Annotated in this window: 9 protein-coding genes; 4 read left to right on the top strand and 5 right to left on the bottom strand. The window is 70.5% G+C overall.

Annotated features, from left to right (window positions below; all coding sequences use genetic code 11):
- Positions 1–56: 56 nt before the first annotated feature.
- A complete protein-coding gene (locus ACOGI9_RS06735; protein WP_419859093.1) occupies positions 57–683 on the top strand; it encodes a hypothetical protein in 627 nt (208 codons plus the stop codon).
- Between the two features lie 44 nt (positions 684–727).
- Here ACOGI9_RS06735 and solA read toward each other — a convergent pair whose 3' ends face one another.
- Together solA and ACOGI9_RS06725 are read right to left on the bottom strand one after the other, a co-directional pair.
- The gene (gene solA, locus ACOGI9_RS06730) at positions 728–1,843 is read right to left on the bottom strand and encodes an N-methyl-L-tryptophan oxidase (RefSeq protein ID WP_419859092.1); all 1,116 of its coding nucleotides are present in this window, start codon (positions 1,841–1,843) and stop codon (positions 728–730) included.
- 16 nt (positions 1,844–1,859) lie between these two features.
- Complete coding sequence (locus tag ACOGI9_RS06725; RefSeq protein WP_419859091.1) at positions 1,860–3,617, bottom strand: serine hydrolase; 1,758 nt, start codon at positions 3,615–3,617, stop codon at positions 1,860–1,862.
- A gap of 97 nt (positions 3,618–3,714) precedes the next feature.
- On the opposite strand from ACOGI9_RS06725, the gene ACOGI9_RS06720 reads away from it, so the two are divergent.
- Complete coding sequence (locus ACOGI9_RS06720; protein ID WP_419859090.1) at positions 3,715–5,235, top strand: pyridoxal phosphate-dependent decarboxylase family protein; 1,521 nt, start codon at positions 3,715–3,717, stop codon at positions 5,233–5,235.
- Complete coding sequence (locus tag ACOGI9_RS06715; protein ID WP_419859089.1) at positions 5,235–7,004, top strand: uracil-xanthine permease family protein; 1,770 nt, start codon at positions 5,235–5,237, stop codon at positions 7,002–7,004. The genes ACOGI9_RS06720 and ACOGI9_RS06715 overlap by 1 nt, the downstream gene beginning before the upstream one ends.
- A 3-nt stretch (positions 7,005–7,007) precedes the next feature.
- On the opposite strand, the gene ACOGI9_RS06710 is transcribed toward ACOGI9_RS06715, so the two are convergent.
- Positions 7,008–8,117 carry a zinc-binding dehydrogenase gene (locus ACOGI9_RS06710; protein ID WP_419859088.1) on the bottom strand — a complete coding sequence of 370 codons (1,110 nt, stop codon included), beginning with the start codon at positions 8,115–8,117 and terminating at the stop codon, positions 7,008–7,010.
- A gap of 83 nt (positions 8,118–8,200) precedes the next feature.
- Between ACOGI9_RS06710 and ACOGI9_RS06705 the strand changes: the two genes are divergently transcribed.
- Positions 8,201–9,493, top strand: a complete 1,293-nt coding sequence (locus ACOGI9_RS06705) for a sialidase family protein (protein WP_419859087.1) — start codon at positions 8,201–8,203, stop codon at positions 9,491–9,493.
- A gap of 11 nt (positions 9,494–9,504) precedes the next feature.
- Here the strand turns inward: ACOGI9_RS06705 and ACOGI9_RS06700 are convergent, their stop codons facing one another.
- Positions 9,505–10,485 (bottom strand): alcohol dehydrogenase catalytic domain-containing protein, encoded by a 981-nt coding sequence (locus tag ACOGI9_RS06700; protein ID WP_419859086.1) that lies wholly within the window; start codon positions 10,483–10,485, stop codon positions 9,505–9,507.
- On the bottom strand, positions 10,482–11,726 hold the full coding sequence (locus ACOGI9_RS06695; protein ID WP_419859085.1) for a DUF6986 family protein: 1,245 nt from the start codon (positions 11,724–11,726) through the stop codon (positions 10,482–10,484). Before ACOGI9_RS06695 ends, ACOGI9_RS06700 begins: the two co-directional genes overlap by 4 nt.
- Between the last annotated feature and the right edge of the window lie 144 nt (positions 11,727–11,870).

The following is an 11,870-nucleotide window of genomic DNA, read 5'->3' as shown; positions in this document are numbered from 1 at the left end:
AAGCCCGTCGATGGCGGGATGGCCGGATTGGTTGGGAAGCGAGGAGGGGTGGGGAGATGACGATCAAAGGAACGGCGCTACGAAGCGGAGTCCTGCTGGCCATGGTTCTTGGGGTGGTGGGCTGCAGCGACGACACGGCGGGGCCGGAGGAGCCCACGCTGACGTTGGAGGAGAGCGAGGCGCTGCTCGACGCCATCAACCTCGTCGGGGCGAGGGCGCTGGAGGCGGACCCGGCCTCCTTCGCCGGTTCCGTGAGCCTGACGGCCGACTGCTCGGGGGGCGGGCTGGTCAACGCGGGCGGTACGCTGATCCCGTCGGAAACCGACACCGGGATCAGGTTGCTGGCGAACCTGACGATCGTGCCGGAGGACTGCGTGGAAACTGCCCGCGGCAGGACGTTCACGCTCGATGGGGCTCCCAGCCTCCGACAGACGGGCTCGTACGCGTTCTCCATGCCGGAAGCGCTTGTGTTCGTGTTCGACATGAACGTGTCGATGGTCGGGTCTCTCGCATACGAACTCGAGGAAGGAGCCGGGACCTGCGAGGTTTCCGTCACGGTGGAATCCCGGCTGGACTTCGGCGATCTGATGCAGACGGGGAGTGCCTCGGGCACGCTGTGCGGCAACGCCGTGGACATAGACCTGAACCGCGAGATCCCGCTGACTCCCGAGCCCGGGGGATGAGTTCGGCTACCTCGCGCGGGCGCCGTCGGCGACGGTCTCTCGTCTCACCCAAACCGGCCGATCGAGAAGATCGGCGGTGCGTCACGGGGTAGCTCATCCGCGAGGAGGTCGGCCATGAGCGACCCGAGGACGGGGGCGAACTTGAACGCGTGCCCGGAGCCGCCGGCGAAAAGCACAACTCCGGGATGGCCCGGGTGGCGGTCCAGAATGAAGTGCTCGTCGGGCGTGTTCGTGTAGAGACAGACGGACGCGTGGGCCCGCGCGCCCGCCACGCCCGGCGCGTACCGCCTGAACAGCCTTCGCAGTTCCTCCGTCTCCGTGGTCCCGACCTCGCGGTCGACCCGCCCGACATCGGTCCCGCGTCCGGCCTGAAAGTGCATCCCCGCCTTGAGGCCTCGCGCCGTCGGCGGGAACCCGTACCACGTCCCCTCCCGTTCGAGCTCCCACACCCAGGCGGGACCCTCCGCGAGCGTGTCCGCATGCGGCCCGGCGGGTTCGAACCAGTACTGCACCGTGCGCTCCACCTCGAGCGGCAGGGAAAGTGCGGGAACCAGTTGCGGAGTCCAGGCTCCCGCGGCGATGGCGAGCCGGCGCGCCGCGTATTCTCCCCGTTCCGTCCGGATCCGGACGCCCGAGGCCGAAGCGGACCACGCGATCGCGGGCTCGTCGAAGCGCAAGTCCGCGCCCCCGGCCGCCTCCAGCATCGCCTCGAGGCAGGCCTCCAGCGAGAGGATGGCGGCACCCGGTTCGTAGATGGTGACGGTCCCGGGATCCGGGCGGAGCCAGGGGAACCGCTCGGCGACTTCCTCCGCGGAGAGGGGGACGTCGTCGGTGCCCGGCCGGGCGTCGAGAAGCGGGCTCCCCGCGAACACGCGGCCGTCTTCCGGCCCCATCATGAGGGCGCCCGCCGTCCGCAGCAGCGTTCGGCCGGACGAGCGCTCGAGCTTCTTCCAGCACCGGAAGGCGTCGCGGACGAGCGGCATGTACGGCGACCCGTGGTACCACGCCGCGCGGATCATCCGCGTGTCGCTGTGCGCCGACCCCATCGTGTGCGGTGGCGTGTAGCGGTCGAATCCGACCACCGAATGTCCTCGCCGGACGAATTCGGCCGCGGTTGCGCTTCCGATGGCCCCGAGCCCGATCACGGCGAAGTCGTGCATGTCGATGGCCGCCGACTCAGCGTCCGATTCTCGGGAAGGCGAGGCGCTGGTCGGCTTCCACGACGGAGACCGCCGCCGCGACGCCGTCCACGACCTCGAACACGAACTGCACGGCGGAACCGCGCAGAAGGAAGGTGGTCGGGGACTGGGGAAGGAGTCGGAACGCGGCCTCGCCGGTGCGGGCCGCCATGAGCACGCCCTCCTCGAGCGTCACGGTCAGGGTCGTGGCCGGGTCGATGCGGTACTCGCCCACGAAGAGGGACAGGTTCTCGGGTTCCAGGCGCACGATGGGGAGCCGAAGCGCCGGATCGGGTTCGACGCCCAGGTCCGACAGACGCCCCAGGAGCCGGGGCATTCCGGGATTGTACGTGAGCGCCTCCCGGATGTGGTCGGACGCCGCGTCCGGGGCCCCGGCCTCTTCGTGAAGCTCGGACAGCGCGAAGCGGATGGCGGGAGGTTCCGGCGTTCCGGCCGCGTAGGCCTCCAGGATTGCGATGGCCGTGCCCGGCTCGCGCTCCCGGAAATGGCCCGCGAGCCTCAGGATCTGGCCGGGAGAGTAGTCGTAATCCTCCGGTCGCGTGCGCCGCCAGTTGTCGTACCTCGACATCGCCGCCTCGACCCCGCCCGCCTCGACGACCGGCAGCAGCCGCTCCGCGATCGAAGGTTTCGGGCGCACGGCCTCGGCGCCCCACAGCAGATTCGTCAACCCATCCACGAGCGGTCCCAGGTCGGAGGAGGTGTTGTCCAGCAGCACGATGAGCCGGCCGTGGTCCGGGAAGACGCGCAGCCAGGCGGAGAAGCCGAAGATCCCTCCCGAGTGTTCGATCGCGCGCACGCCGCGGTCCTGCCCGATATCCCGCGTCCGCACCCCCACGCCGTACCCGTACGCCCCGGATTCGAGGCCCGGCGTCGTCATGCGCGCCAGCGTCTCCGGGTCCCGGAACAGACCTCCTTCGACGAAGAGGTTCGTGGCCCAGCGCGCGAGATCGCCCACGGTGGAGTAGAGCATGCCGGCGGAATAGGGCACCGACGGGTCGATCAGGCGCGCCGGCCGATAGCCGACGAGGTTGCGCGTGTGGCCGCCTGCGTGGCCCTCCGGCGGCCAGAGCGCGTGATCGTATCCGGTATCGCGCAGTTCCAGCGGGTCGAGCACGTACGTGCGGAGCGCTCCCTCGTAGCTAAGCCCCGTGACGCGTTCCGCGATCCAGCCAAGGAGTACGTAGCCCGAGTTGGAATACTCGAAATCGGTACCCGGCTCGAAGGAGAGGGGGGCCTCCCAGGTCAGGGCGACGATCTCGTCCGGCGAGAACGGGGTCGCGGCCTCCCAGTCCATGAACCCCGGCAGGTTCGTGTAGCTCGGCAACCCGGAGGTGTGCGTGAGCAGGTGGTGGAGCGTGATCCGTTCCGCGAACTCCGGCGGATACTCCTCGACATAGCGGCCCACCGGGTCCTCGACTCGCAACAGTCCCTCCTCCTCGAGTCTCAGGATGAGCGCGGCCGTGAACTGCTTCGTCAGCGACGCGATGCGGAACCGCGTGCTCGGGTCGTTGGCGCCGCCCTCCGCGAAGTCCGACCGTCCGAACCCTCCCTCGAACAGGACCTCGCCCTCGTCGACGATGAGCGCCGCGCCGTTGAAGAGCCGCAGATCGTGGAAGGACCGCAGGTAGCCTTCCGCCCGTTCCGCGCGCGACTGCGCCTCGGCGGCGGACGCGAACCCGGCGACGAGCGCGGCAGCGAGACCGTACCTCCAGAATGACTTGCGACGCGGATACAAGCGGGATCCTCCCGTAGACGGAAAGCGACCGGAAGGGGGCCAGCAGCCCGTGGCCGGAAAGCTCGCGTCCCCCGAACGAAAGGGATAGGATCGCATCATGCGCTCGATCTCAAGTCGGCAGCGGTCCCGGATCCTGGAACTGGAGCAGGCTGCGCGGCCGCTCGACCCCGACGCGGGCGAGCGCGACCGCCTCATGGCCGAGGTGCACGCCTACGCGCAGCGGTTCCTCGACGGACTCCCCGAACGGCCCGCCTACCGGCACGACAAGTCCTCCGTCGCCGAGATACGGGAACTCGGCGCCGGGACCGATACGCGGCCCATCGAGGGGCTCATCGACCGGATCGACGAGTCCGTCGTGGGCGTGGGACTCGTGCCCTCGCACGGCGGACACCTCGGGTACATCCCCGGTGGCGGCATCTACGCCTCTTCGCTGGCGGACTATCTTGCGGCCGTCACGAACGAATACGCCGGCGTACGGTTCACCGGGCCGGGCGCGGTCGAGATGGAGAACGTCATCCTCGGCTGGATGGCGCGCTTCACGGGATACCCGGCCACGTGCGCCGGCAACCTTGCCTCGGGAGGCTCGATCGCGAGCCTCATCGCCGTCGTCACCGCCCGCGAGGCGGCCGGACTGCGCGCCCGCGACTACGAGCGGGCGGTCGTCTACTCCTCGCCCCACCTCCACCACTGCCTCCACAAGGCGCTCAGAATGGCCGGGGTGGGAGAGGCGGTGCGGCGGGACGTCCCGCTGGACGGCGACTTCCGGATGCGGGTGGACGCGCTCGCCGAGTCCGTGGCGGAGGACCGCGCGCGCGGACTCCGGCCCTGGCTCGTATTCGCATCGGCGGGCACCGTGGACATCGGCGCCATCGACCCGCTCGCGGAGATCGCGGACGTCGCCGAGCGCGAGGATCTCTGGTTCCACGTGGACGGCGCCTACGGCGGCTTCTTCGCCCTGCTCGAGGAGATGCGGCCCGCGCTCGCGGGACTGGAACGCTCGGATTCCCTCGTCCTCGACCCGCACAAGGGCATGTTCCTCCCCTACGGGACCGGCGCCGTGCTCGTCCGCGACGGGAACGCCCTGGCGGAGGCGCACGCCTCCGGCGCCAGCTATCTGCAGGACACGGTCGAGGCCGAGCGCTGGGGGCCCTCTCCCGCCGCCGTATCGCCCGAACTCACCAAGCATTTTCGCGGACTGCGGGTCTGGCTGCCGCTCCTCCTTCACGGGGAGGCGCCGTTCAAGGCCTGCCTTCGGGAGAAGCTCGAACTCGCACGGTATTTCCACCGGGAGATCGAGGCGCTCGGGTTCGAGGTGGGTCCGGAGCCGCCGCTGTCGGTGGTCACCTACCGCTGGGTCCCGGAGTCGGGCGACGCGGACGCCTTCAACCGGGCCCTGATCGAAGAGACGCACCGCGATGGCCGGGTCTTCCTCTCCTCCACGACGATCGACGGGACCTTCCTGCTCAGGATGGCGGCGCTCGCGTTCCGGACGCACCTCGACACCATCGACCTGGCGCTCGAGGTCCTCGCGGAAGCCGTGGAGCGCCTCGAGGCCCACCCCGAGCGCTGGCGCTCCGCGGCGCCCGCCGAAGCGCTCGCCGGGGGAGGCGGCGCCTGATGGCGGGTTCCGGCCCCGGGCTCGCCCGCCAGGACGTGCGCTTCGAGCCGGACGAACGCCCCCCGCTCCCCATGGCCGCCGGACTCGGCGTCCAGTACGCGCTCATCTGCCTCGCCAGCATCGTGCTCACGCCGACGGTCATGATCACCGTGGCGGGCGGCAGCACCGAATACCTGTCGTGGGCGGTGTTCGCGGCGCTCGTGATCAGCGGGGTCACGACGGCGATCCAGGCGCGCAGAGTGGGACGGATCGGCGCCGGCTACGTGCTCATCATGGGGAGCACGAGCGCCTTCATCGCGGTGAGCGTCACCGCCATCGAGCAGGGCGGGCCGGGCATGCTCGCGGTGCTGATCATCGCCTCGTCGCTGGTCCAGTTCCTGCTCGCGTCCAGGATGGCGCTCCTGCGCCGGGTGTTCACGCCCACCGTGGCGGGCACCGTGCTGATCCTGATCCCGGTGACGCTCACCCCGATGATCCTGCGGAAGCTCGCCGAGGTCCCGGCCGGAGCCCCGACCGCCACGGGTCCGCTCGTGGCCGGCGTGACGCTGGCGGTCACGGTCCTGGTCCCGCTTCGGTTCTCCGGCGCCCTTCGGCTGTGGGCCCCGGCCCTCGGGATCGTCGCCGGATCTCTCGTGGCCGGCCTCGGGTTCGGGATCTACGACCTGTCCACGGTCTACGAAGCCCGCTGGATCGGCCTGCCGGATCTGGCGTACCCCGGTCTCGATCTGAGCTTCCGCCCCGAGTTCTGGGCTCTGCTGCCGTCCTTCCTCATGGTGACGCTCGTGAGCGCGATGGACACGCTCGGCGACGCGATCGCGATTCAGCGAGTTTCCTGGCGCAGGCCGCGCGCGATCGACTTCCGCTCCATCCAGGGGGCGATCGCCGCCGACGGCGCGGGCAACCTCCTCTCCGGTCTGGCGGGGACCGTCCCCAACACGACCTACGGCGTGGGCATCGCCGTGGCCGAACTCACCGGCGTCACCTCTCGCGCCATCGGCATCTGCGTCGGCGTCGTCTTCGCGGCGTTCGCCTTCCTGCCGAAGCTGCTCGCCCTCATTATCGCGATCCCCGGCCCCGTCGTGGCGGCCTATTTCATCGTGGTCGTCGCGCTGATCTTCGTCTTCGGGATGAAGATTCTGCTCCAGGAGGGGTTGGATTACCGCAACGGCCTCGTCGTCGGCGTCGCTTTCTGGTTGGGCATCGTCTTCCAGTTCGACTGGATCTACCCGGAGCATATCACCGGGGCCTGGGAGGAATTCCTCGGCAACGGCATGACGGTCGGCGGCATCACGGTGATCCTGCTCACCATCTTCGCGGAGGTCACGGGAGGCCGTCGCCACCGCCTCAAGACGCGGTTGTCGGACGACACGTGGTCGGAAGTCGACGCCTTCCTGGTGAAGTTCGCGGCGCGCAGGGGCTGGGACGAGGAGATGGAAACGCGTCTGCGCGCGGTGGGCGAAGAGACGATGCAGATTCTCGGCCGCGCGGAGGCCGAAACCGACGCCGATGATGCGCGAAGCCTGCTGCTCATCGCGAGCAGCGATGGCCCTGCCGCGGATCTCGAGTTCATCGCGACGACCGATGAGAAGAACGTCGAGGATCAGCTGGCGATGCTCAGCGAAGTGGCCGCGGGGGTCCCCGTCGAGGCGGAGACTCCCCTTCGGCTGCTGCGGCACTACGCCTCATCCATCCGCCACCAGCAGTACCATGACATCGACATCCTCACGATCCGCGTCGAGTCCGCCCCCCAGGTCGCCGGCGACTTCTAGGGTCTAGCCGGGGATCGTCCGATCCCGGGACGGAACGATGATCGCCTTGGTGACGGCGAGCCGCTCGACATCGGCGAGGGCTCGACCCGCTTCCCCGAGACCGTATTCGCCCCCGATCACCCGGGCGAAGGGGAGGCGGTGCCGCGCGAGCAGGTCGAGCGCGCCCGAGACGTGCGGCAGTTCGGTCCCCCAGCGCCCCTTCACGGTCGCGTGCTTCCGGTTGATGTCGAGGTGCGGGTTGATGGAGACGGGACCGACGTCCGTGTAGTGTCCCGCCACGACGTACGTGCCTCCTTCGCGGAGGAGGGCGAACCCCTCCGGGATCGCCGCCGGGTTGCCGCTCGCTTCGATGACGACGTCGGCGCCCCGGCCCTCCGTGAGGTCGGCCACGCGTGCCGACCGGTCACGGCCCGACGTTCGGTCCAGCGAGAGCGTGACGTCGGCGCCCATGGCGGTCGCGAGTTCGAGGCGCTCGTCGGGGTCGCCGATGACCACGAGGGGGCCGCAGCCCCGGACCCGGGCGAAGGCGGCGGCCGCGAGGCCGACGGGGCCGGAGCCCTGGACGACGACCGTGTCGCCCGGCCGGAGTTCCGAGCGCTCGACGGCTCCGAAACCGGTGAAGAGTCCGCAGCCGCCTCCGATGACATCCGCTGTCTCGAGCCCCTCGGGCAGCTTGAAGATCGACGTGTCGGCGGTGAGCCGCATGGACGTCGCCCACCCTCCGAGCAGTCCTTCGCGAGCGCTGAATGTGATGCCGTAGACGCGGCGGTGCGGGCACAGGTTCGGCTGCCGGGCGGCGGAGCAGTAGAAGCAGCGGTGGCACGTGCCCACCACATCGAAGAAGGTGACGGCGTCCCCCTCGGCCAGCGGCCGTCCCGCGGCATCGACCCCCGGACCTCGCGTCTCCCGGATGCGTCCCACGCTCACATGCCCCGGGATGATCGGCCAGGGCACGCCCGCGAGGCGTCCGTGATGGAGATGGACATCCGTCCCGCACACCTCGCTCGCCTCTATCTCGAGCCACGTCTCGCCCGGTCCGAGATCGGGATCGTCGAAGGTCCGGACCTCGAGCGGTCGTCCCGGTCCCGGCATGACCGACGCACGTTGTGACACCTGGCCTCCCGTCCCTGGCTCTCCGTTGGTTCTCCGTTCCGCGTTGGGCATGTATCATATGGCTTCAACCAGGGGAGATGAGAATGTCCGAAGCCGATACGCGCGTCCGTGGCCGATGCGGTCCGGGGCGAATCCGGTTCCTTGCCGTGGCGGCCCTCCTCGGCGGATGCTCCGGCGGCGGGGGAACGCAGGTGTCGCTGGAGGCGGGCGATGTCGAGTTCGATCGGCCGCCGCCCAGCGGCGAGCCGAACCTGTCGGTCGGTGCCGGGAGCCGCGCCATCCTGACGTGGATCGAGCCCGACGAGGGCGTACCCGCCTTGCGCCTGGCGATCCGCGGGGAGGACGGCTGGTCCGGGCCGCGGACCGTGTGGACGTCGGAAGAGATGTTCGTGAACTGGGCCGACTTTCCGTCCTCGGTGGAGATGCGGGACGGGACGCTCGCCGTTCACTGGCTGGAGAAAGTGGCCGACGCGCCCTACGCCTACCATGTCATGCTGGCGCTCTCTTCGGATGACGGGATGACGTGGACGGCGCCGTTCCGCGCGCACGACGACGCGTCGCCGACGGAGCACGGCTTCGTGTCGATGGTGCCGTGGGGCGACGGCGCGGGGCTGACCTGGCTCGACGCCCGCGCCATGGCGGGCGATGCCGGCGGCGAGCACCTGGCTGGAGGCGGCGAGCACTTCCCCGGAGGCGGAGGCGGAGAGCGCGGGGCGATGTCCGTCCGCTTCCGCACCCTCGCCCCGGATGGCCATCTCGGCCCCGAGGTGCTGCTCGACGACCGGACGTGCGAGTGCTGCCAGACCGCACTGGCTCGCGTGGGCGAAGGGCTCGTGGCCGCCTACCGCGACCGGAGCGAATCCGAGGTCCGCGACATCGCCGTGGTTCGCGGGGCGGGGGAGCGTTGGACCGAACCCGCGGCCCTGTCCACCGATGGCTGGGTCATCCCGGGCTGTCCCGTGAACGGCCCGCAGTTGAGCGGGGACGATCGGACCCTCGCCGCGGTGTGGTACACGGGCGTCGATGGCGCCCCGCAGGTGTACGCCGCATTCTCGCACGACGGTGGCGCAACCTTCGGCCCGCGGATCCGGGTCGATGAGGGGCTCCCGCTGGGGCGCGTGGACGTCGAACGACTCGACGACGGCTCGGTCGTCGCGGTATGGCTGGAGGCTTCCAACGACACACCGCGTGTCCTCGCCCGGCGGGTCGAGCCGGACGGGTCGCTCGGGACGCCGCTTCTGATCTCCGAGACCGCCGGGGAACGCTCGAGCGGGTTCCCGCGCATGGTGCGGGCGGGGGACGAATTCCTCTTCGCGTGGACGATTCCCGGCGAGGGCGGCGGCGTACGCGTCCGCTCCGTGCGACTCTCCGACTGAGTCCGGCAAGGTCAGGGGACGAGAAGCACCTTCGCGACTCCCGGCTCCGCCGCCCGGTCGAACGCCTCGGAGGCGGCGGAGAGCGGCAGCCGGTCGTCGATGAGGTCCCGCACCTCGACGTCTCTTCGCTCCAGTGCGGACAGGGCGTCCTCGAAGGGCCCGCACCGGGAGCCGAGGAGTCGGATTTCATCTACCACGACGGATGAGATGTCGACAGCTAAATCGTTTTTGTGCGTACTCTTGAGAACGATCGTACCGCGGGGCCGAACGGCCCGGCGGGCGGCGGTGAAGCCGGCCGACGCGCCGCTGCATTCGACGACGAGATCGTAGGCCGACGCCTCCACCGCGGTGACCGGTCCTGCGGCGAACCCGGCCGCGCGAGCCCGCGCCAGGTTCCGCTCCGACCTCCCGGCGACCTCCAGCCCCGGCAACCGGATCGCCAGCACGCGCGCCACGAGTTGCCCCAGCCGGCCCGCCCCCACCACGAGCGCCCGAGTCACGCAGCCGTGCTCGATGTCGCCCTCCACCTGCCGCAGAACGCGGCAGGCGGCCGCCACCGGCTCCGCGAACACGGCAACCTCGTCCGGAAGCGACTCCGGGACGCGATGCAGGTTCGAGACGGGCGCCCGCAGCCATTCGGCGAACGCGCCGTCCCGGCCGCGGATGCCGATCGCCTCGCGGCGGAGGCAGTGCGTCGGCTGGCCGTTCGCGCAACTGGGGCAGAGCGGCTCGGCAGGTCGCGAGCGGCAGGTGACGTTGATCTCCGCCACGACCCGCGCCCCGACCCATTCGGGCGGTCCCTCCTCGACGCGTCCGACGAACTCGTGCCCCGGAATCCCCGAGAAGTTGCGGTAGCCCCGCATCAGCTCCAGGTCCGTCCCGCAGATCCCCGCCAGCGAGACCCGGACGATCGCCTCCCCGGGCTCGAGTGAGGGCCGCGGCAGATCCTCGCGCACGCGGACGGCGCCGCGGTCGATCCAGGCCGCGATCACCCGCGGCGCCGCTCGAGGATCGCACGGAACGACCGGGTTTCGAGTTCCGCGGCGGTCAGACCGGAGCGCGCCGCCTCCTCCGGCGTCAGGGCGCCGCTCGCGAGCCCCCGGTGGAAGAAGTTCAGGAGGCCCTGGCCCGAGGCTTCATCGTCGAACACGGATCCCGTGAGGACGGCCTGTCCCGCGGCGGTCACGAAGCGGTCGAGCCGGCTCGCCGCCGCGTCCAGACCCTCCAGGAAGAACGAGAATACGGCCGCGAAACGGGAGACGAGCTGTGCCGGGTGAAGATCCCAGCTCTGGTAGAACCCCTGGCTCAGCGACCGCCGAACGTCGGAGTAGTGCAGGCGCCATGCGCGGTGCACGACCGCCATGTTCTCCGCCCGTTCGGCCGGCGAGAGCGCCGTCTCCCCGCGATGCGGTTCGACGGGCAGCACGTTCGTCGCCCCGTCCGAAAGCCGGACGCCGGTCCCGGCGAGCGAGAGCTGCAGGAGCTGCCTCGCCACGTCGCACAACGGGTGCCCCAGCGTCTGATCTTCCGCCGCGACCGCCACGGCGCCCGTGAGGTCGTACGCTCCGAGATGCACGGTGCGGCACCGCCCGCCCGCCGCCGCGACGAGCTCGGGCACGGCGATCCGTCCATCCGGCGCCACGAGCGACTGCGGCGTCTCGATCATGAGGTCGATCGCCACCACCTCCTCCGGCAGGCCGAGCGTCGTCTCGAGCCGAGTCAGGACCTCCGAGAGCCGTTCCACCTGGCCGGCCGCGATGATCTTGGGAAGAAGCACGGTGAATCCGTCCGGCAGATCGCGCCGGGTCCGCGCGTACGCCGCAAGAAAGAGTTCAAGCGTGCGCAACGCCCGTTCGCCGGTGACCTCGTCCAGCGACTTGATGCGGATGCCGAGCGAGGGCGGGAGACTGCCGGCGGCGACCCCCGCCGCGACCTCCCTCGCCGCCGTCGCCGCCGCGTCATCTTCCTCCGCCTCGGACCGGGTCCCGAACCCATCCTCGAAGTCGATCAGAAAGCACTCGACCGGCTCCCGTTCGAGCTTGACGCGTACCCGCCGGTGCACCGCTTCCGCGGTGCCCGGGGGAACGCGAGTCCCGAGGGTCTCGCGCAGAGCGGCAGGGTCCGGCGCGTACCGGTCCAGGTAGCGTCCGGCGATCCGTCCGAGCTTGGCCGCCGTGTCTCGCCGGAAGAGGTGAGCCCCGCCGGCCACCGTGTGCACGGGCTGCTTGATCATCGGCTCAACTTCCGCGGCCCCGGGCGCCGCAGCAACGATCCGCCACTACCGCCCGACAAAACTGGCGACAACTCCCCTCGTCCCCTAGGATTGCGGGCGGTTATCTCACCATACGACTCACGGGTTGCGGAGCCGTGGGGACGG

It is taken from the genome of Candidatus Palauibacter irciniicola, from assembly GCF_965208695.1.
GTDB classification, from domain to species: Bacteria; Gemmatimonadota; Gemmatimonadetes; order Palauibacterales; family Palauibacteraceae; genus Palauibacter; species Palauibacter irciniicola.
The sequence above is the reverse complement of the archived record's forward strand: the minus strand, read 5'-3'. Positions and strand labels throughout refer to the sequence as shown.

Bases quoted from the DNA above. Each gene is read 5' to 3' on its own strand.
- ACOGI9_RS06735 (WP_419859093.1), top strand. From the start codon at position 57: ATGACGATCAAAGGAACGGCGCTACGAAGCGGAGTCCTGCTGGCCATG.
- solA (WP_419859092.1), bottom strand. From the start codon at position 1,843: ATGCACGACTTCGCCGTGATCGGGCTCGGGGCCATCGGAAGCGCAACC.
- ACOGI9_RS06720 (WP_419859090.1), top strand. From the start codon at position 3,715: ATGCGCTCGATCTCAAGTCGGCAGCGGTCCCGGATCCTGGAACTGGAG.
- ACOGI9_RS06715 (WP_419859089.1), top strand. From the start codon at position 5,235: ATGGCGGGTTCCGGCCCCGGGCTCGCCCGCCAGGACGTGCGCTTCGAG.
- ACOGI9_RS06705 (WP_419859087.1), top strand. From the start codon at position 8,201: ATGTCCGAAGCCGATACGCGCGTCCGTGGCCGATGCGGTCCGGGGCGA.
- ACOGI9_RS06695 (WP_419859085.1), bottom strand. From the start codon at position 11,726: ATGATCAAGCAGCCCGTGCACACGGTGGCCGGCGGGGCTCACCTCTTC.